General features: G+C 72.9%; 15 protein-coding genes. 10 read left to right on the forward strand and 5 right to left on the reverse strand.

Annotated elements, in window-relative coordinates:
- Positions 1-19 precede the first annotated feature (19 nt).
- Positions 20-1,243, forward strand: coding sequence for an IS701 family transposase (locus ACFY2L_RS20045; RefSeq protein WP_390659747.1), 1,224 nt, complete (start codon positions 20-22; stop codon positions 1,241-1,243).
- A 74-nt stretch (positions 1,244-1,317) separates the two neighbouring features.
- Here the strand turns inward: ACFY2L_RS20045 and ACFY2L_RS20050 are convergent, their stop codons facing one another.
- From ACFY2L_RS20050 to ACFY2L_RS20065, 4 genes are read right to left on the reverse strand one after another with little or no spacing between them, the layout of a single operon-like run.
- A complete protein-coding gene (locus ACFY2L_RS20050) occupies positions 1,318-4,368 on the reverse strand; it encodes a condensation domain-containing protein (RefSeq protein ID WP_390822943.1) in 3,051 nt (1,016 codons plus the stop codon).
- Positions 4,365-6,029 carry a condensation domain-containing protein gene (locus ACFY2L_RS20055; protein ID WP_390659745.1) on the reverse strand — a complete coding sequence of 555 codons (1,665 nt, stop codon included), beginning with the start codon at positions 6,027-6,029 and terminating at the stop codon, positions 4,365-4,367. Before ACFY2L_RS20055 ends, ACFY2L_RS20050 begins: the two co-directional genes overlap by 4 nt.
- Positions 6,026-7,123, reverse strand: a complete 1,098-nt coding sequence (locus ACFY2L_RS20060) for a MupA/Atu3671 family FMN-dependent luciferase-like monooxygenase (protein ID WP_390659744.1) — start codon at positions 7,121-7,123, stop codon at positions 6,026-6,028. Before ACFY2L_RS20060 ends, ACFY2L_RS20055 begins: the two co-directional genes overlap by 4 nt.
- Positions 7,124-7,150: 27 nt before the next feature.
- Complete coding sequence (locus ACFY2L_RS20065; protein WP_390659743.1) at positions 7,151-7,981, reverse strand: hypothetical protein; 831 nt, start codon at positions 7,979-7,981, stop codon at positions 7,151-7,153.
- Positions 7,982-8,243: 262 nt separating this feature from the next.
- Here ACFY2L_RS20065 and ACFY2L_RS20070 point away from each other — a divergent pair, with 262 nt between their 5' ends.
- Complete coding sequence (locus ACFY2L_RS20070) at positions 8,244-9,641, forward strand: condensation domain-containing protein (protein ID WP_390822944.1); 1,398 nt, start codon at positions 8,244-8,246, stop codon at positions 9,639-9,641.
- A 27-nt stretch (positions 9,642-9,668) separates the two neighbouring features.
- Here the strand turns inward: ACFY2L_RS20070 and ACFY2L_RS20075 are convergent, their stop codons facing one another.
- Positions 9,669-10,865, reverse strand: a complete 1,197-nt coding sequence (locus ACFY2L_RS20075; RefSeq protein ID WP_390659741.1) for an FAD-dependent oxidoreductase — start codon at positions 10,863-10,865, stop codon at positions 9,669-9,671.
- Between the two features lie 139 nt (positions 10,866-11,004).
- Between ACFY2L_RS20075 and ACFY2L_RS20080 the strand changes: the two genes are divergently transcribed.
- The 8 genes from ACFY2L_RS20080 (at position 11,005) to ACFY2L_RS20115 (ending at position 19,504) form a co-directional block, all read left to right on the forward strand.
- On the forward strand, positions 11,005-12,471 hold the full coding sequence (locus tag ACFY2L_RS20080) for a class I SAM-dependent methyltransferase (RefSeq protein WP_390822945.1): 1,467 nt from the start codon (positions 11,005-11,007) through the stop codon (positions 12,469-12,471).
- 55 nt (positions 12,472-12,526) lie between these two features.
- Positions 12,527-13,441 (forward strand): VOC family protein, encoded by a 915-nt coding sequence (locus ACFY2L_RS20085; RefSeq protein ID WP_390659739.1) that lies wholly within the window; start codon positions 12,527-12,529, stop codon positions 13,439-13,441.
- Positions 13,438-14,232 carry an SDR family oxidoreductase gene (locus ACFY2L_RS20090; RefSeq protein WP_390659738.1) on the forward strand — a complete coding sequence of 265 codons (795 nt, stop codon included), beginning with the start codon at positions 13,438-13,440 and terminating at the stop codon, positions 14,230-14,232. Before ACFY2L_RS20085 ends, ACFY2L_RS20090 begins: the two co-directional genes overlap by 4 nt.
- Before the next feature lie 237 nt (positions 14,233-14,469).
- A complete protein-coding gene (locus ACFY2L_RS20095; RefSeq protein ID WP_390659737.1) occupies positions 14,470-15,426 on the forward strand; it encodes a winged helix-turn-helix transcriptional regulator in 957 nt (318 codons plus the stop codon).
- Between the two features lie 88 nt (positions 15,427-15,514).
- Positions 15,515-16,465 carry a substrate-binding domain-containing protein gene (locus ACFY2L_RS20100; RefSeq protein ID WP_390659736.1) on the forward strand — a complete coding sequence of 317 codons (951 nt, stop codon included), beginning with the start codon at positions 15,515-15,517 and terminating at the stop codon, positions 16,463-16,465.
- On the forward strand, positions 16,459-17,340 hold the full coding sequence (locus ACFY2L_RS20105; RefSeq protein WP_390659735.1) for an HAD family hydrolase: 882 nt from the start codon (positions 16,459-16,461) through the stop codon (positions 17,338-17,340). Before ACFY2L_RS20100 ends, ACFY2L_RS20105 begins: the two co-directional genes overlap by 7 nt.
- Positions 17,322-18,539, forward strand: coding sequence for a glycogen synthase (gene glgA, locus ACFY2L_RS20110; RefSeq protein WP_390659734.1), 1,218 nt, complete (start codon positions 17,322-17,324; stop codon positions 18,537-18,539). Before ACFY2L_RS20105 ends, glgA begins: the two co-directional genes overlap by 19 nt.
- 188 nt (positions 18,540-18,727) lie before the next feature.
- Complete coding sequence (locus ACFY2L_RS20115; RefSeq protein ID WP_390659733.1) at positions 18,728-19,504, forward strand: thioesterase II family protein; 777 nt, start codon at positions 18,728-18,730, stop codon at positions 19,502-19,504.
- The last annotated feature ends 69 nt before the right edge of the window (positions 19,505-19,573 follow it).

Here is a 19,573-nt window from a genome sequence, read left to right on the forward strand (position 1 = left end):
CGAGTGGAGGAGATGTCCCATGTCCGCGCAGCGCTCGCTCTGGCCCCGGTCGGACATCACCGCCTTCGCGCAGCACCTGTTCGCGCTGCTGCCGCGCACCGACCAGCGCCAGTGGGCCGAGGCCTACCTGCGGGGCCTGCTGACCGTGTCCGGTCGCAAGTCGCTCCAGCGGCTGGCGTCGGCCGTTCCCGACTCCCCCACCGCCTCGCAGTGCCTGCAGCAGTTCATCAACGCCAGCCCCTGGGACTGGGTGCCGGTGCGCCGCGAACTGGCCCGCACCGTCGCGGCCGCGGGGCCGGTGACGGCCTTGACCCTCGGTATGGCCGTCATCCCGAAGCGGGGCGAGCACTCCGTCGGCGTGCACCGCAGGTTCGTCACCTCGGCCGGGCGCACGCTCAGCTGCCAGGTGGGCCTCGGGCTGTTCCTGTCGGACGAGGAGTGCAGCGTCCCGGTGGACTGGGAACTCGTCCTCGACCAGGGCTGGCGGGACGACGCGGACCGACTGCGCCGCGCCAGGGTCCCGGACGACGCGGCCCGCCGACCCGAGTGGGCCCAGGTGCTCGACCTGGTGGACCGGCGGGTGGCCGGCCCCCTGCCCTCCAGGACACCGATCGTCGCCGACCTCCATGACCTGCACGGCATGGACCGCTTACCGGCCGCACTGACCGAGCGGGGCCTGGACTACCTGCTGCGGCTCCCGCCCGGCCGGCTCCTCGTTCCCGCCGCCGGCACCCCGGTCCGCCCGGTGCCGGCACGCGGCACAGAAGCCCTCTTCCCCTCCGGTCCCGCCCGGCACCGGCCCCTGTCCCTTGCCTCGGTGCCGGTCAGGGTGGCCGGCACCGACGTCGCACACCGGCTCTGGTTCCACCGGCCGACGGCGGACCGCCGTGCGGTGCACCACTACCTCACGAGCATGGCCGACGCGGGAGCGGACCGGATCGCCTCCCTGCTGCGTCATGCGGAGCGCACCCGCGCCGCGGTGACGGCCCTGGGCGACAGCTTCGGCATGCTCCAGTTCGCCGGGCGTTCCTTTCCCGGCTGGCACCATCACATGACGATGACGTCCGCCGCGTACGCGTACAGCAGGCTGACCGGGGGCAGCGGGCCCGTCACGGCGCACACCACCACTCCCGCCTCGCCCTGGCACCGCCCGTACGACGGACCGGCGTCGCAGGGCCCCGTCGACCCGGGTCTCGCCGACGGCTCGACGACCGGCTGCCGTGTGGGCTCGAGGGCAGGATGAGAGAGGCCCCCGCGGCGGGCGGACCGTGATGATCCGCCACCGCGGGGGAGCCCCGCTTCCTGACACGAGCGGGTTCAGTCGCGCGGGCTCCGCGTGGCGCGCAGCAGCCCGGACACCGTCGGAGTCTCGAACAGCGCGTCCAGCGGCACTTCGGCGCCCAGCGCCTCGGTGGCCTGGGAGATCATCCGCAGCGCGTCCAGCGATCTGCCGCCCAGGTCGAAGAACGAGTCGTGCACGCCGATCGGCGACACCCCCAGGATCTCGGCGAAGATCCCGGCGAGGACGATCTCCTCCTCGCTGCTCGGCAGATCGGCGGCGGCCTCGCCCCGGTCCTGGAGATCCGTCGCCGCCAGTGCCGCCGAGTCCACCTGGCCGGAGGGAGTGAGGGGGATCCGTTCCACGGCGACGAAGGCGACCGGAGCGCCGGAGACCGGCACCAGCGCGCCGATCCAGCCCCGCAGGTCCTCTTCCCACGCCCCGCCGTCGGTCTGGTCCCCGGAGTCCAGCACGACGTAGGCTGCCAGACCGTCCCGTCCCCCGACCGGGCGGGCCTGCGCCACCGCGTCCCGGACACGAGGATGCGCACGGAGCCGGGCGGCGATGCCCGCGAGCCCGGTCGGCCGTCCGCCGAGCACGACCTGGTCGGCCGCGCGGCCCCACACCGTGATCGTGCCGTCGGGCAGGGGCCGGCCGACATCGCCCGTACGGCACAGCCGGGCACCGGGCTCGCCGTACGGATCGCCCGTGAAGCGGACCTCGGCATCGACCGGCTCCCCGCGATACGGCGAGGCGAGCCCGATGCCGCCGACGTGCACCTCTCCCACGCCGCCGACCGGTACGAGATTCCGGTCCCGGTCGAGGACCAGGAGACGGTCCCCGCAGGACGGGGAGACCGTGCCCCGATGCCGCACGAGCGGTCGAACCGACCAGGCCGAGGGCAGATAGCGGTCCACCACGCGGGTGTGCGCGCCGAACAGCGCGGTCACGATGCCCGTGTCCGCGTCGTCCAGACCGTCACCGTCGCAGACCACGACCCGCACCGCGTCGACGGTCGCCGTCACCTCGCGGCCGGAGGACCACCGGCGCAGGTCATGCGGGGTGGCGCCGAGGACGCAGGTGACCTTGTGGTGGTCGAGGACCTCGAAGACCGCCCCGGTGTCGGCCCGCTCCCGCGGGGGGACGAACGCGACCGCCGCCCCTGCGGCGAGGCTGCCCATCAGGTACCCCATGGCCACGGGGGACGTCGGCGGGGCGAGCAAGAGAACGACGTCCGAGGCCGACAGCTCGCAGGTCTTGACGACGTCCGCGGCGGACTGCGCGACGGCGCGGTGGGAGGAGACGGCCATGTCCGGCTCCGGCCCGGGCAGGACCGGCCAGACGCAGGCGGGGTCGTCGGGGCCCACCGTGACCTCCGGTGGGGTCGTCGGCAGACCGTCGTGCTCCACCGGGTCCGTGACACACGGCGTCCGGGGGTCCGTCATGCCGGTGCGCGAGCCGGCGGGACCGGGGTCGGCGCAGGCGAGCGGGTGCCCGGACCTGAGCACGCCGAGCGCGGCGACGACGGTGTCCGCGGAGCACGAGAGGCTGACCGCGACCGGCTCCCGGGCCGGGACGTCGCGAGCCGAGAGCCAGTGGGCGACCTGGTTTGCGCGGGCGTCGAGCTCCCCGTAGGTGAGCCGGCGATGCCGGCAGGTCACCGCCGGCGCGGCCGGGTCCCGCTCGGTGAGCGACACGTCCGGCAACACGGCGTTCTGCTCGCCGGGTGCCGGGCCGGGACGCGGGCGCAGCAGGACCGCCCGCTCGGCCGGCGGGACGGTGGCCAGCTCGGCCAGCCTGCGGTCCGGGTGCCGTGTCACCGTGTCGAGCGTGTGGACGACGTGGTCCAGCAGGCGCCGGGCGAAGTCGTCGGCATACCTGTGCCGGTCGTGGGTGAGGACGAGGTCCAGGCCGGGCCCCTCGACCGCCATCAGGGTGAGCGGGTCGTCGGTGCGCTGGAAGTACTCGATGCGCTCGACCGCGATCGCGTCGCGCTGCCAACGTGACTGGTCGATCGGGTAGTTCTGCACCATCACCGAGGTCTCGAACAGCGCCTGTCCTCCCGCCAGGCCGGTGGTGGCGAGCGCGGTGGGCAGCGGAAGGTACCCGTACTGCTGGAGTTCGAGCTGCCCGGCGTGGACGTCGGACAGCCAGTCCCGGACGCTCTGCCCGGGGGCCGTGCGGATGCGCGTGGGCAAGGTGTTGAGCAGGACGCCGACCATCTTGTCCGCGCCCGCGAGCTGCGGAGGACGTACCGTCAGCGCCGTTCCGAAGACGACGTCGGACGTGCCGGTGAACCGGCTGACCGTCAGGCCCCACGCGGCGTGGACCAGGGTGTTGAGGGTGACCCTGGCGCTCCGCGCTGCACCGCGCCAGCCGTCCGTGCGCTCCGGGGACACGGTGAGCCGCTGGTCCGTGTGGCGTTCCTGCCCGGGCTGGAGCCCGCCCCCGGCTTGCTCCGGCAGCACCGTCGCCACCCGGACGTCGCCCAGTCGGTACTGGAAGCTCTCCTCGGCCTCGACATGGTCCTGCCGGCCCAGCCACGCCACGTAGTCGCGATAGGGCCGGCGGCGGTCGAGCCGCACGGGACGTCCCCGGCTCGCCGCGTCGTAGGCGTCCAGCAGGTCGTTCAGGACGAGGTGCGTGCTCCATCCGTCCAGCAGGAGGTGGTGCAACGTCCACACCAGGACGTCGCGCCGGCCCGGAAGCCGCACGTGCGTGAACCGGGTGAGCGGGGGCCGCTTGAGGGAGAAGCCCCGTCGGCGGTCGGCCCGGACGAACTCGGCCAGAGCCGCTTCGGGGTCCTCGTGCCCGGAGAGATCGTGTGAGCTCACCGGTACGGGCGGGTTCCGGTGCACCACCTGCAGCGGGTTCCCGGGCGCCTCCGCGTGGAACGACGTGCGCAGGACGGGGTGCGCGTCCAGGACGGACGCGCAGGCCTGCCGCAGGGCGGAGTGGTCGAGCGGGCCGGCCAGCCTGCACACCAGCTGATTGACGAAGAGCTCGGGGTCCTGGTCGCGCAGGCAGTGCAGCAGCATGCCCTCCTGGAGGGAGGTCAGGGGGTAGACGTCCTCGACAGCGGGCTTCATCGTTGCGTCGTGTCCTCGTCGGTGTTCAGGCCGCTCAGCAGCTTGGTGAGCTGTTCCGAGTCGAGGCCGGACAGCGGGAAGTCATGCGGTGTGTAGGGGTGGTCCGCGCCACGCTCCAGTTCGCCGGCGGCCTTGTCCATCCGTGCCACGATCTCCTCCGCGAGCCGGTCGGTGAGCTTGTCGGACGCCAGGTCCCTGCGTCCGGTGACGGACACCCGCACCCGCCCGTCGTCGAGCCGGCCGGTCACGTCCAGCGCATGCCGGCCCGGCGCTCGTCCGGTCGCGACCTCGGTGAACAGGGGCGGCGGCGCCGCCGGGAGGCGCACGCGGATCGCCGCCTCGGGCCCTGCCGCCAACTGCTCCCGGACGGCCGGGTCGAGGCTGAGCGTGCGCAGCGCGCCGTGGCCCGCTCCGCCGTGCGGAACCGCGCGCCGGGCGGCCCGCACGGCCCGCACCTGCTCGCCCGTGGAACCGGCCTCGCCGAGGTCGGCGACGAAGGGGAAGGACGCCGTGCAGGCACCGATCGTCGTCGAGAAGTCGTGGTCCGCGGCCAGCCCTCGCCGGCCGTCGCACTCCAGGTCCACGAGGGTCCGGGAAACGCCGGTCCAGCTCCCGATCGCGCCCGCGGTGGCCGCGAGCAGGACGTCCAGCAGCTCGATCAGCGGCTGGTGCGCGAGCGTGTCGAGCAACGCGCGGGTGCGTTCCTCGCTCAGTTCGGCCGACGCGGTCACCTGCGCGTCCGGCCGCGGATCCGCCGGACCGGTGCCCCACGGCGTGCCGACCGACTGGGGAAGGCCGAGCCAGTACCGCAGTTCGCGGGCGGCCTCCTCGCTGCCCAGCCAGTCGTGGAGATGCCTGACCCAGCGGCTGAACGGCGTGGCCGGAGCGGGCGGAGCGGGCTGGGTGCCGTTCTCCAACTGCTCGTAGACGGACGAGATCTCGCCCAGGAGCAGCTCCTGGGCGTACCGGTCGGCGGCCAAGGGGTGAACGGCCAGGAAGAGATGGCCGGACTCCTCGGTGTCGAGCAGCGCCGCGGCGAGCACGGGGCCGGACGCCGGGTCCAGGCCGGCTGCCAGGTTCCGCACGAGGTGGCGCGCGGAGGCGGCGTACGTGTGCGTCGTAGAGCCCCGGATGTCGTGGTGGGCGAAGGCGATCGACCCGTCCGGCCCGGCCGCACTCTGGACCCACTGCGACGGGCCGTGCGTGAACCGGAGCCGCAGCGCCTCGTGGCGCTCGCACACGGTGGTGAGGGCGGTTCGCAGGAGCGCGGGGTCGAGTCTGCGCGCCGCACGCAGCTCGATCACGTCCGGCTCGGAGGGCTGTTCGAGGAAGGAGTGCTGGAACGGGCTCAGGGGGATGGTCTCCCCGCCGGTCCACCCGGCGACCGACAGACCGGGGTCCGCTTCGAGCAACGCGCTGCTCAGCGCGCGGATCGTCGGGTTGTCGAACAGCAGGCGGGTCGTCACCGCGAGCCCGAGGTCCCTGGCCCGGCCGCTGATGAGCACGCTGGTGATGGAGTTCCCGCCGAGATCGAAGAAGTGATCGTCCAGGCCGACCGCGGCTGTGCCGAGGGCCTCCCGCCAGAGCTCGGTCAGCACCGCCTGGAGTCGCTCGGTCCGCGGGCTCCCGGTGTCGGGCTCGATGCCGTCCCGAACGGTCATGACGTCTCCGTAGCGTGTCGGGCGGCCGGGGAGTGCGGGACGCGGCTGCCCGCGTTCCGCCGGACGCGGTTGAGATGTTCGAGTCCGGCGAGCACCTGGTCCGTCGGCACGCCGAAGTCGATGAAGCAGGCCAGCTCGTCGACACCGGCCGCCCGTGCCTGCTCCACGATCGCCCCGGCCTGCTCGACCGTGCCGAACAGCCCGCTGGTGCCGTAGTACCGGTCGAAGGAACGGCGGACCAGGAAGTCCACCTGAGCGTCGCTGAGGCTGCCCAGGTCCAGGCCTTGCAGGGTGTCGACGGCGGAGCGGGCTATCAGGTTGAAGGAACTCTTGAGATAGGCGATGAAGGGCTCGCGCACGGTGTCGAGCACGGCCTCCGGGTCGTCTCCCACGAAGGCGTGCAGCATGAGCGCGACATGGCCGGGCCGGCCGTCGTGATCGGGTCGTCCGGCGTGCGCCTCGCGGTAGACGGCGATCTTCTCGGCCAGCTCGTCCATGCTCTGCCCGAGCAGATGCGTGAGCACCCCCGCGCCGGCCTCACCGGCCGCGCGGAAGGTGTCCGGACTTCCGGCGCTGGTCAGCCAGACCGGGAGTTCCCGCTGCACCGGCCGTGGATAGACCTGTAGTTCGGCGGTGTTGCCGACGCCGTCGAGCGTCTTCATCGGGTCGCCCCGCCACAGCGCGCGCACCTGCTGCATGGTGTCGAGCACCGTCGTGCGGCGATCCGCGTACCCGCTCGGGTTCAGCGCGAAGTCCACCGGGTCCCAGCCGGAGGCGAAGGAGATCCCGGCCCGCCCGTGGGAGAGGTTGTCGACGATCGCCCACTCCTCGGCGATGCGCAGCGGATGGTGCAGGGCGGGAACGACGCTGCCCGCCCTGACCGAGACGCGTTCGGTGACCGCGGCCACGGCGGCACCGGTGACCGACGGATTGGGGTACAGCGCGCCGACCGAGTGGAAGTGGCGCTCGGGCGTCCACACTGCGGCGAAGCCGTTCCGATCGGCGAACTTCGCTCCCTCCAGGAGGAGTTCGTAGCTGTGACCCGCCCCGTCCGCACAGGTGCTGTCGGCGAAGTAGAAGAGGCTGAATTCCATTCTGCTCCCCAGTCCGGCTCGGCTCTTTCAGAGCGCGAGGCGCGCCCGCACCGCTGTCGGCCATTGCGAGGAGTCCGCGCCGTGTTCGTGCCGGAGGGCCAGAACGATGCGGTCCAAACCGAATGCCATGCAGGCGCTGTGTGTGTGGGAACCATCGGTGTTGCTGATGTCGAAAGCCTCACCGAAGTGTTCCTTGTGGTAATTGGCCGAGGCGATGGCCTGCGGCAGATCGTCGGTCAGCCGCGCGGTGATCTCCCATTTGAGCTGCTGCTCCCGTTGCGCGCGGCCCAGGAAGTCACCGGAACTCCCGAAGAACGGGTCGCTGGCCGGCACGGTCCGGGTGGACAGCCCCAGGTCGGTCAGCCATCGGCCGGCGGATCCCAGCGCCCGGTCCCGCCACCGTTCGACCGCGCTCGGCTGACCGAAGCGGACCACTTCGTACATCCGGAAGGAGCGCAGGCGCCCCGTCTCGAAGGTCTTCTCCTCCCGGTAGCAGGCCGCCTCGACGCTCAGGCAGGTCGGCGCGCCCAGGACCTCGCCGGCCAGCAGCGGATACAGGTGGTGGCATGCCGCCGAGGTGAGCACCAGGTCGGTGGCGGTCGGCTCGGAGCCGTCCGGGGAGCCGTGCACGGAGCCCAGCAGATGGGGGAAGGAGGCGGGGTAGCCCGCCCGCTCGGACGTGCTGCGGGAGATCACCGGCGGCGCGGCGAAGTGCTCCTGCCGTTCGGTGACGAACAGCGCGCCGATCCCGCGGCGCAGGCCGTCCACGATCTTCTCGTTCTCGCCGGAGGAGAGTGAGACACCCTGGGTTTCGGAGGTCGTTTCCTCCAGCCCGCGAATGTGCGACAAGCGTGCCATCAACGCCCCCACAATAATTTCCGGTCATCTGGCGCACGACACCGTAATGGCCGTGTGCGGCGTCTGACCAGACGGGTCTTCGATGGATTCCGGAAAATGCCGCCGACGCGGTGTTCAACTGATGCCCGGCCGCAGTTGAACACCCGGGTGTCCAACATCCGCTTGTTTCGGAGAATGGCGTCCATTAGGTTTTCGGCGGCTGTGCCGTCCGTCGGTCACGGGCCATCGATCCCGCGCAACCGAATGTGAAAGGCGATATGGCGTGACGAATTCCCCCACCTTTCACGACGTGCATTTCTCCGGGCTCAGGAGCAGAGTCTCCGAGCTCACCTGGGGACAGCGCTGGATCTGGGACGAGGTGCAGTGGTTCGCTCCGCACCACGAACACCTCAATGTGCCGCTGATCGTCGACGTGCCGGACGGCACCACGCTGCCCCGGGTGCTCGCCGCAGTGCGGACCCTGGTGGAGAGCCGGGAGTCCCTTCGCACGACCTACCCGCTGTCCGGGACGGGCGAGCCGCGCCAGAGTGTCGCCGCGCGGGGCGGGATCAGGGTGGAGGTGCGGTCGGCCGCCGGGGAGAGCCGTGCGGTCGCCGAGGCGTTCGCCGCGGAGTTGCGGCGCGTTCCGTTCGCGGTGGACGAACTGCCCTTCAGAGTCGGTGTCGTGGCGGACGAGGGCGGGCCCCGCCATGTCGTCGCGGTCGTCTTCCACATGTCGGCCGACGGCTGGGACATCGCCCACATCACCGCCGAGACGGAGCGGCTTCTCGCCGCACCGGCCACCTCGTCGATCCCGTCGGCCGGCGACCGGCTGCACCCGTCGGACCAGGCGGAACGGGAGCGCGGCGCCGAAGGGGCGCGGACGTCCGAGCGGTCGATCCGGTACTGGGAGGCGCAACTCGCCCGCGCTCCCGCCGTGATGCTGCCCGCCGGTGCGGGCGTTGCCGGCACACCGCGGTTCCAGGAGGTGGTGTGCGAGTCGGAGGCCATGGCCGTCGCGGTGCAGGTCCTGGCACAGCGGCTGCGGGTCAGCGAGACGGCGATCTTCCTGGCCGTCGCCGCCCTGCTTCTCGGCCGCCGCGCGGACGGCCCGGTGTGCTGCTTCACCGTGTGCTGCCACAACCGCATCGGCCCGGACGAGGTGGCGGCCACGGGCACCTTCGTCCAGGACGTGCCGGTGACGATCGATGTCGGTGACGTGACGTTCGCGGAGGCTGTGCGGCGGACGTGGCGGGCGCTTCTTCCCGCGTACGCGGCGGGGAAGTACGATCCGGTCCGGGCCGCCGCGGTGGTCGAGGAGGCCGTGCGCCGCCGGGGCTCGGACGTCGATCTGTCCTGCACGCTCAACGTCATGCTGGGCGCGAACGGTGACGGCCCCGACCTCGTCGGGTCGGCCGGAGCGGCCACGCGCGATGTCGTCCAGGCGTTGCGGTCGAGGACCCGGATGAGCGGGAAACCCGGTCGGGACCGGGACCGCTTCGGCCGGAGGTTCTATCTGCGGGCCCACAACTTCTCCGGGGCCGTGCTCATGTCGCTGCGGGTCGACACCCTGGCCATGCCCGTCGCGGACGCTGTTTCGTTTCTGCAGAGCATGGAGCAGACTGCGGTCGAGGCGCTGGCGGACACCGAGCGGACGCAGGGCGCCGGCGGACCCGTGTGAGCGGGCCGCACCAGGGCGTTCCCGCGTTCAAGTGCGGCTCGTCCGCACTTGCCCGGAACTCGGGAGGCGGGTGACCGGCAGGCTCCCCGCGAACACCCCGAGGAGCTCCGTGGCGAGCCGGTCGTCGGACTCGGCGCCGCGCAGCAGGGCGGTGAAATCGTCGTCCAGGGGTGCCAGCGAGGCCTGGCGGCACACGAACTCGAACATCGCCGCGCGACCGGTGTCGCGGCGCGCGGCATACCGGCCCAGGGCGCGTTCCCAGGGCAGTTCGCCGGAGAGTCCCTGGTGGACGGCGCGGGCGAGCAGGTCGGCGTCGGTGAAGGCGTCGGAGATCCCGTGCGCCCCGATCGGGTCCTTGTGCTGGCCCGCGTCCCCCGCCAGGGCCCAGCCGGGACCGTAGGGGCGCCGGAAGTAGTTGGGCAGACGGCCCGCGGCGCGGACCCGTTCAGCCGGGCGCCGGCCGCGCACCCGTGCGGCCAGTTCGGGAAGCCGCTCCAGTGTGCTCAGGTACAGCTGCTCGGGGCCGCCGCGGTGGGCGAGGAACTCGGCGCGGGGCAGGGTGAGCGCCACCGTGGTCAGCGCGTCATGGGTGGGCCACATCGCCGCTCCCAGCCCTGGCCGTACGAAGGTCCGCACTCCGTCGACGGGCAGGTCCGTCCAGTAGGCGTAGAGAGTCGCGGCGAGCGGACCCCGGTCGTGGGTGAACGGGGCGTCCACCGCCCGGGCGACCGTCGAGTTGCGTCCGTCGGCGCCGACCACCAGACGGGCCGTCGCGGTGAAGGGGACTCCCCGCTCGTCGTGGCCGCGGACGCCGGTGACGACACCGTCCTCCTGGACGACCTCGCGCACCGAGCAGCCCTGGCGCACCTCGGCACCGGCCTCGGCCGCGGCCTCCACCAGGAGCGCGTCCAGGACGTACCGCCGGGGCGCGTAGGTGACCGCCGGGGTGTCACGGGCGAGGGGGGTGCCCGCGAGGACGGTGTCGCCGAAGTCGACCCGGAGCCGCTCGATGGGCGGGCACCCGGTGGCCGCCAGGCGGTCCAACAGGCCCCATGAGGAGAGGAGTTCGACTCCTGGGCGCAGCACCCAGTGGGTCGAGAGCGTGTCACTGGGGAAGTGCGCGTGGTCCAGGACCAGCACGGAGTGCCCGGCTCGGGCGAGCAGCATCGCCAGCGGCGAGCCGGCGCACCGGGCTCCGACCACGATCACGTCGTACGAGGTCATGGCCGGTGACTGTAAGGGCCACCGGGTGCGCCGGTCGATGTCTGATGCGAACACGGGCACAACGGTGTGCGGTGGGCCGATCACCCGTAGTCTCCGTCGCGCTGTCAGGGAAACGGCGGCGGTTCAAGGAGACGCGACCATGCCGGAAGTCGAGGAGAGCCCTGCCGTCGGGCAAGGGGAATGCGATACGGCCGCTGCGGTGCTGCGGTCCCATCCCCAGGTCCGAGTGGCGGCTGTGGAGTACGTGGAGGACCCCGGGGGCGCCGGGGCGGGCCTGGTGGCCCGGGCCGTGCCCGAGGCGGGCCCCGGCCCGGTGGGGACGGGCACGGCCGACGCGGTCGTGGAGGCCTGGCAGGCGGTCTTCGACGACTGCTACGAAGTGGCGGGGCTGGACGACGATCCGGTCACCGCCGGCATCACCGGGTGGACGGACAGCCTCACCGGGCAGCCGGTCCCCGCCGCGCAGATGGCGGAGTGGGTGGACACGACCGTCGCCCGCCTGGCCGCCCTGCCGCACCGCAGGATCCTGGAGATCGGGGCGGGCACGGGCCTGCTCATGAACCCGCTGGTGCGCGCCCTCGCTCCGGAGGTCTACACGGCCACGGACTTCTCGGCGCGGTCGGTGGACCTGTTGCGGGAGCTGGCCGGTGAACTGGCCGGACCCGCGCCGAGGACCGGGATCACCGTCGAGCAGGCGGAGGCGACCGCGCCGCCGCCGGGTGGGCCGTACGACCTGGTGATCGTCAACTCGGTGGTCCAGTACTTCCCGTCGACGCTGTATCTGGAGGAGGTGCTGCGGCAGGTGCTCCCGTCGGTCGTGCCCGGCGGACACGTGTTCCTGGGCGACCTGCGGCATGCCGGTCTGCGGGAGGCCTTCGCCTGTCTGAAGCACCGTCGCAGGTCCGGGGCCGACTCCTCCGCCGTACCGGTGCGGGTGCGGGTCGACCGGGAACTGCGGCTCGACGGGGAGCTCAGCCTGCTGCCGGACCACTTGCACGCGCTGCCCGGCCGGTTCGACCGGCTGACGGGGGTGGACACCGCCCCGCGCAGGGGTGCGGCGCCGAGCGAGATGACGCTGTTCCGGTACGACGCCGTCCTGCACGTCGGCTGTTCGCTGCCGGCGGGCGAGGCGGAGTGGCACGACGGCGGGGAGTTGACCGCCGACGAGGTCCGGGCCCGGCTCGCGGACGCGGCCGCACCGTTCGGCTTCCGCGGAGTCCCCAACGCACGGCTGGCCGAAGCGCTCGCGCTGCGCGGCGTGCGGGGAGAGGCAGGCCCGGAGCGCGGCCGGGAGGTGCGGCCCGGAGCGGATCCCGAGCAGCTGGCCCGGCTGGTCGAGAAGGCCGGCTGGACGGCGGGGCTGCGGTGGACACCGGGCGACGGCGAGGGCAGGTACGACCTGTGGTGCACGCCGCCCGGCCGGGAGGGCAGCGCGCCGTGCCGGACCGTGCCGGGCGCCGCGGGCACCGCGCCGTCGTACCGGCAGCCGGTCTTCTCGCCGCGCGGGGAGCTGAGCTGGGCGCGGGCCGTGCTGTCGGCGGTCAACGCCGAACTGCCGTCCGGACTCGCCCTGCGACAGCTGAGCGCGGTCACCGCGCTGCCCTGATCCGGGCCGCGTCCTCGCAGCGGGGACCGGCAGCCCACCAGTCCGAAGGAGCAGAATGGTCGCGCACGTCCGACATGTGTCGCTCGGGGTCCCGGACCTCGTCGCGGCACGGGAGTTCTACGAGAAGCGCTGGCAGCTGGAGCCGGTAGGCACCGAGGGCGATCGGCTCTATCTCGGCGCGGGATGTCCGGAGAGCCACGTCCTGCGGCTGCGTGAGACCGCCGAACCGCGGGTCGACCTGATCTCGTTCGCCGCCTCGTCGGCGGCGGAGGTCGACGAGATCGCCGAGCGGGTGGTCCGTCATCCGCAGGCGAGGATGGTGCGGGAACCCGGGGTCCGCGAGGACCTCGGGGGAGGCTACGCGCTGTGGTTCCTCGACTGTGACGGTCGTACGGTCGAGGTGTCCGCGGACGTGACCGGCCGTCCCTTCCGGCCCGTGGAGGAGGAGGAGACCCGCCCGGTCGGGATCGGCCACGTGGTGCTGAACACCCCCGATCTGCAGGCGGCCCGTCTCTTCTACGAGTCCGTGCTGGGCTTCCGGGTCTCCGACTGGGTCGAGGACATCATGTGTTTCCTGCGCACCGGGCGCGCCCATCACGTCATCGCCTTCACCCGGGCACCGCACACGTCCCTCAACCACGTGGCCTTCGAGATGCGGGGCCTGGACGAGTTCATGCGGGCCACCGGCGCGTTGATGCGTGAGGGACTGGCGCCGCTGTGGGGGCCGGGCCGGCACGGGGTGGGGCGGAACACCTTCTCGTACTTCCGTGACCCGTCCTCGGGTTTCGTCCTGGAGTACACCACCGCGGCGCAGATGATCGACGACGAGCACGGGTGGACGCCGAAGGTGTATCCGGCGACGGCCCAGACCACCGATGTGTGGGGGACGGCCAACGCACGGGACGAGCTGGTCTCGACGGCCCTGCGGGGCGTTCCGGACGCCGGCCTGTGGTCGGCCCCGCCGGTATGAGCGCGCCGCGGGTCGGCCGGAGGGACCCGTCGGCGGGCGTGGCCCTGGTCACCGGCGGTTGCTCCGGCATCGGCCGGGCCGTCGTCGAGGACTTCGTCGCCCACGGGTACGACGTCGTCGTCCTCGATCAGGACGCTCCCTCACGGCCCCTTCCGGAAGCGGTGACGCTGGTCCGGGGCGATGTGTGCAGTGCGCGGGACAACGCGCACGCCGTGGCCGTCGCCGTGCGGGAGTACGGGCGTCTCGATGTGTTCGTCGGCAACGCGGGTGTCCACGACGCCGGCGCGGGGCTGCGCGACCTGCCCGCGGAGGAGCTGGCCGAGGTCGCGCGGCGGGTCCTGGACGTCGATGTCGTGGGCTATGTGCTCGGGGCTCGGGCCGCCGTCGGCGAGCTGGAACGGACCGGCGGCTGCATGGTGTTCACCCTCTCCGACGCGTCGTTCCTGGTGAGCGGCAACGGTGCCGGGCTGTCGTACGCGGCGGCCAAGCACGCGGCCCTGGGCGTGGTGCGTCATCTGGCGGCCGACCTGGCACCCCGGGTGCGCGTCAACGCCGTGGCCCCGGGCGGCGTCGTCACGGGGCTGCGGGCCGTGAGGGGGGCGGGCGCCGCGCCCAGCGCGGTGTTCGAGACCCCGGAGCCCATCGAGCGGGTCATCCAGGAGTACAACCCCTTGGGTGTCGTCCTGACGCCGCAACAACTGGCGCCTCTCTACCGCATGCTGGCCTCACCCCTCTCGGCGGGGATGACCGGCGAAGTGCTGCGTCCCGACGGCGGCCTCGCGGTGCGCTGAGCCCCGCCCTCCCCCGTTCCGTGCCCGCACCGGTGATCCACCGGTGCGGGCACGGTCGCGTTGTACACCTCTCAAAAAAAAGAGAATGAATGGTATCCTTTTTTCCTCGATCGTCGTGTGCATGTCGAACGTCTTCATCGGGGAGCCGCATTGGATGCCAGCGAGCATTGTGGGAAGACAGCTGACGACGCCCTCGCCTACGTGACGCGATGTCAGGCGGAGTCACTGAGTCGCGACGTGGAACTGATCGCGATCGACGAGCTGGTGACCGTCGGCTCGCCGCGGATCTCGGGCGAGGATCCCGCGTACGTACAGTCCCTGGCGGAGAGCGAGTCGGAGCTTCCGCCGATCATGGTGCATCGCCGCACCATGCGGGTCATCGACGGCACCCACCGCCTGCGCGCCGCCGAACTGCGTGGTCAGAAGCAGGTGGCCGTCCTCTTCTTCGAGGGCGAGGAGTCCGACGCGTTCGTCGTCTCCGTGGCCGCGAACGTGACCCACGGGCTGCCGCTGTCCCGGGAGGACCGCATCGCGGCCGTGCGGCACATCTTCGTCTCCCATCCGCACTGGTCCGACCGCGCCGTGGCGACCGTGACGGGCCTGTCGGCCAAGAAGGTCGCCGAGGTGCGCCGCGGCATGGACGAGGGCGCGGCGGCGCCGGCCGTGCGCGTGGGGCTGGACGGCCGCGTTCGCCCGGTCAACTCCGCGCACGGGCGGGAGCTGGCCAGCCGGCTCATCCGGGAGAATCCGGAGGCGTCCCTGCGCGAGATAGCCCGGCAGGTGGGGATCTCCCCGGCAACCGTCGCCGACGTACGCGAACGGCTGCGCCAGGGCCGGGACCCGGTGCCGCTGAAGCTGCGCGGCGGGCAGTCCCAGACGGAGCGCCTGCCCCGGTCGCTGGCCGACAACACCGTGCCCCTGCTGCGCAGCCGTCCGCTGTCGGACCTGACGCCGATCTTCGACACGCTGCGCCGCGACCCGTCCATGCGCTTCAACGACGTCGGCCGCATGGTCCTGCGGTTGTTCGACACGTGCGCGCTCGCCGCGCGCGAGCAGCAGAAGATCGCCGACACGGTGCCCCACCACTGCCGCGGCCTGGTCGCCGAACTGCTCGTCGGCTACGCGGAGGTGTGGCGCTACCTCGCCGAAGACCTCAAGGACAGCGACGGGTTCCCGCACTCGCCCGCCGTATGACCGCCCGGCACGTTCCCCTGTTCAACTGCGTGACCGCAGCGGTTGAACGGACACATCGCTCGACCCGAGCACGCAGCGAGGAGAGAACATGGTTCAGGCCACTGCCGATCCGGCGACCCGGCCCGTAGGCCGCGACGACGGACCCCGCCCGGCTCCGCCCTACCGGGCCCAGCCGCCGAGCGCCCCGGCCGCGTTGACGGCCCTCCTCCTGTCGGACGGCGAGAGTCCCGCCCTGCTGCACCTCGCGGGCCAGCTGACCCACGCACTCCAGCGGCGCGGGTTACTCGCGATACTGCACCCCGAGCCGGCCGGCCGGACCGAGCGGGAACGGTTCCGCGGCTGGCTGCGCACCCTGGGCGTCGGCGCCCTGGTGCAGGTGGGCGGGACGTCCCGGTGCGACAGGCCGTCGCGGCAGGTCCAGGCGTCCCTGTCGGGGGGCATACCGCTCTACGGTGTGCGGTTCCCCGCCGAGGAGTCCGCCGGGCTCCACTTCTGCGTCGACGACGAACTCGCGGCGGACCAGGTGCTGGGCTACCTCCGTGGTCTGGGGCACACCGCGATCGGCTGCCTCCTCGACGGCCCGGGACAGTCGGCGGCCACGGGCCGGGAATCGACGTACCGCGCCCGGGGCATCCAGCGGGTGAGCCTGACCTCCACCACCCCGGAGGGTGTGCGCGCGGCGACCGACGCCTTTCTCGACGCCGGGTGCACCGCCGTCGTCTGCGGGAGCGCCCTGCTCGCGCTCGGCGCGCTCGCCACGATCCGGGACCGGGGGCTGAGCGCGCCCGGCGACCTGTCGTTGATCAGCCTGGAGGACGCCCCGCCCGGCCGTTTCGCGGAACCGACCCTGACGGCCCTGCAGCCGCCCGTGCGGCAGATGGCGGAGAGCGTGGCGGACGTACTGCGCGAGGCGCTGGTCGACGCGCCGACCCCGGTTCCGCGGCTGCGGTTCCTCGGCGCCTCGGAGCTGCGCTACGCGCCGGACCTCGTCGTCCGCGGTTCCACCGGCCCGGCCCCGGTCGCAGGCCCGGCATGCTGAGGCTCGCGGCCACCGACCTGGACGGCACGCTCCTCAGGAGCGACCTGACCGTCGCCCCGCGCACCCTCGCCGCACTGCGCGCGGCCCGGCGGCGCGGAGTACGGCATCTGATCGTGACCGGCCGGCCCGCCGCCGACTGCGCGCCGGTCTTCGCGGCGCTGGACTACGAGGGAATCGCCGTCTGCGGACAGGGAGCCCAGCTGTACGACGTGTCGGCGCGGCGCATGCTGTGCACCGCGTCCCTCGAACGGGACCTGGCCCGTGCCCTGGTGGCGAAGGTGCGTGAGGAACTGGCCGCGCAAGAGGTGCGCGGTGCGCTCCACCTGGCCGTCAACACCTCGGGACCGGACGCCGAGTTCGTGCGGACGCCCGGATTCACCGTGGGCGGCGCCCTGTCGACCGTGCGCACCTGTTCCCCCGCCGAGCTGTGGAACCGTCCCGTCGACCGGGTGTTCCTGCGGCACGACGGGCTCGCCGACGACGCTCTCGCGGAGCTGGTCGCCAAGGTGTGCGAGCCCGGAGCCGGCGTCACGCACTCCGACCGGGGCGTGGTCGAGATCCTGCCCCCCGGCACCGACAAGGGAACGGGACTGGCCCGGGCCGCCGCGCTGCTGGGCATCGACCTCGCCGACGTGGTGGCGTTCGGCGACATGCCCAACGACATCCCCCTGCTCGGCCGGGCCGGCCACGGCGTGGCGATGGCCAACGGCCACTGGTCCCTGAAGGTCGTGGCCGACGAACTGGCGCCGCACCACGACGACGACGGAGTCGCCCGGGTCCTGGAGCGACTGACCGGCCTCGGCGCCGCGGGGGACGGGGCCGCCGTCCCCGTCCAGCCATCGGAAAGGAACTCCGCATGCGTGTCGACCTGTTGACCCGCGAGTACCCTCCCCACGTCTACGGGGGCGCGGGCGTGCACGTGGCCGCTCTGGTCGAGCATCTGCGCTCCCTGGTCGACCTGCGCGTCCACTGCTACGGGCCGGACGCCGGCACGGGGCCGGACGCGACCGGCGGGCCCCGGGTCCGCTCGCACGCGGTGCCGGACACCCTGCGCGGGGCGAACCCCGCCCTGCAGGCCGTCGCCGTAGGGGCGGCCATGGCCGACGCGGTGAGCGGGACCTCCGTGGTGCACAGCCACACCTGGTACGCCTGCCTGGCTGGCAGCCTCGCCCAGCGCCTGCACGGGGTCCCGCATGTGGTCACGGCACACAGCCTCGAACCCCTGCGACCTTGGAAGGCCGACCAGTTGGGCGGGGGATACCGGCTGTCCTCCGCCATGGAGGCGAGCGCCCTGAACACGGCCGACCGGGTCATCGCCGTCTCGCGGGCCATGGCACGGGACATCACCAGGCTCCACCCCGGGCTCGACCCCGGTCGCGTCACCGTCGTGCACAACGGCATCGACACCGAGGCGTACGCCCCCGATCACGGCACCGACGCACTGGAGCAGTACGGCATCCCCCTCGACCGCCCCATCGTCGCCTGCGTCGCCCGGATCAGCCGGCAGAAGGGCCTGGACCATCTCCTGCGTGCCGCACGGCATTTCGTCCCGGGCACGCGGCTGGTCATCGTCGCGCAGAGCGCGGACACGCCGCGGCAGAGCGCCGAGTTCGCCGAGCAGGTGGCCGCGCTGAGGGCGCAGGGGCACGCCTGCCACTGGATCAGCGGACCGTTCCCCCGCCGCGCCCTGGTGCAACTGCTCACCCACGCCCGGGTCTTCGTCTGCCCGTCGGTCTACGAGCCGCTCGGCATCGTCAACCTGGAGGCCATGGCCTGCGGCACCCCCGTGGTCGCCTCCGCCACCGGAGGCATCCCCGAAGTGGTCGACGAGGGGCGGACCGGCATGCTGGTGCCGCTGCGTCACGACGACACGCCGGACGGACAGCCGGACGAGCCGCTGGTCTTCGCCAAGGACTTCGCCGGCCGCGTCAACGGGCTCATCGAGGATCCCGGCGTCGCCGGGCGGATGGGCGAGGAGGGCCGGCGGCGGGTCGTCCGGGAGTTCTCCTGGCGGCGTGCCGCCCAGCAGGTCAGCGACATCTACACCGACCTGGTCGGCTCCGGCGCCGCCTGAGTCTGTTCCTCCGTCCACGGAGCACGCCGCTGCGTGGGCGGTTGAGCATCTCCTGGGCGGGCGGGCCCGCCGCTCGTATGGTCGGCCGAGGCGTGGGAGCCGACGCGGGAGGTGCTCGTGCCGGAATACGAAGTCCCGCTGGAGCGGGGTGCCGTGGGCGATGGGCCGCTGGACGGGGGAGAGCTGACATGACGAGACCGGTGACGTCCTCCGAACGGGCGGCCGGGACGGTGCGCGGCGACGGCTGGCTGACCGGGCCCCGGCCGCGCGACACGGCGGTGAGCCGTTTGTACTGTCTGCCCTGGGCCGGGGCGGGAGCGGCGGTGTACCGCGCGTGGGCCGAGTGGCTCCCGGCGGACGTCGAAGTGGTTCCCGTCGCCCTGCCCGGCCGGGAACGGCGGCTGCGGGAGGAGCCGTTGCGCACGGTGGAGGAGGTGGCCGAGGCACTGACTCCGGTGCTGCTGGAGGACGCCGATCGGCCCTACGCCCTGTTCGGGCACTCCATGGGGGCACTCGTCGCCTACGAGACCACCCTGCGCATGGCCGCGGCCGGCCTGCCGCCGCACCGCCTCTTCGTCTCGGGTTCGCGCGCGCCGCACCGCGCCCTGCGCTACGGCGGGCTGAGCGGCCTGGAACCGGGTGCGTTCCTGGCGGCCGTACGCCGCTTCCAGCCGGAGTCCGGCGGCGCCCTGGACGACGACGAACTGGTCGAGCTGATCCTGCCCGCGCTGCACGCGGACTTCGCCGCCGCGGAGAACTACCGTGCACCGGCCGGCCGCCAGGTCCCCTGTCCCGTCACGGCGTTCGGCGGTGACAGGGACCCGCTGGTCAGCGCCGCGGACGTGACCGCCTGGCACCGGCATGGCGGCGGCGCCTTCACCGAGCACACCGTCGGAGGCGGGCACCTCTTCGTGGTCACCGCGGGGAGGCGGGTGTGCGAACTGCTCGCCGAGTACCTGACGTGACACGGGTGGTACGGAAAGGGGAAGGCGCCGGAGCGGAAGTCCGCTCCGGCGCCTTCGCCCTGTGGGCCC

It is taken from the genome of Streptomyces sp. NPDC001381, assembly GCF_042895685.1.
Lineage (GTDB): Bacteria > Actinomycetota > Actinomycetes > Streptomycetales > Streptomycetaceae > Streptomyces.

Bases quoted from the DNA above. Each gene is read 5' to 3' on its own strand.
- ACFY2L_RS20045 (WP_390659747.1), top strand. From the start codon at position 20: ATGTCCGCGCAGCGCTCGCTCTGGCCCCGGTCGGACATCACCGCCTTC.
- ACFY2L_RS20050 (WP_390822943.1), bottom strand. From the start codon at position 4,368: ATGAAGCCCGCTGTCGAGGACGTCTACCCCCTGACCTCCCTCCAGGAG.
- ACFY2L_RS20055 (WP_390659745.1), bottom strand. From the start codon at position 6,029: ATGACCGTTCGGGACGGCATCGAGCCCGACACCGGGAGCCCGCGGACC.
- ACFY2L_RS20060 (WP_390659744.1), bottom strand. From the start codon at position 7,123: ATGGAATTCAGCCTCTTCTACTTCGCCGACAGCACCTGTGCGGACGGG.
- ACFY2L_RS20065 (WP_390659743.1), bottom strand. From the start codon at position 7,981: ATGGCACGCTTGTCGCACATTCGCGGGCTGGAGGAAACGACCTCCGAA.
- ACFY2L_RS20075 (WP_390659741.1), bottom strand. From the start codon at position 10,865: ATGACCTCGTACGACGTGATCGTGGTCGGAGCCCGGTGCGCCGGCTCG.
- ACFY2L_RS20080 (WP_390822945.1), top strand. From the start codon at position 11,005: ATGCCGGAAGTCGAGGAGAGCCCTGCCGTCGGGCAAGGGGAATGCGAT.
- ACFY2L_RS20085 (WP_390659739.1), top strand. From the start codon at position 12,527: ATGGTCGCGCACGTCCGACATGTGTCGCTCGGGGTCCCGGACCTCGTC.
- ACFY2L_RS20090 (WP_390659738.1), top strand. From the start codon at position 13,438: ATGAGCGCGCCGCGGGTCGGCCGGAGGGACCCGTCGGCGGGCGTGGCC.
- ACFY2L_RS20100 (WP_390659736.1), top strand. From the start codon at position 15,515: ATGGTTCAGGCCACTGCCGATCCGGCGACCCGGCCCGTAGGCCGCGAC.
- ACFY2L_RS20105 (WP_390659735.1), top strand. From the start codon at position 16,459: ATGCTGAGGCTCGCGGCCACCGACCTGGACGGCACGCTCCTCAGGAGC.
- glgA (WP_390659734.1), top strand. From the start codon at position 17,322: ATGCGTGTCGACCTGTTGACCCGCGAGTACCCTCCCCACGTCTACGGG.
- ACFY2L_RS20115 (WP_390659733.1), top strand. From the start codon at position 18,728: ATGACGAGACCGGTGACGTCCTCCGAACGGGCGGCCGGGACGGTGCGC.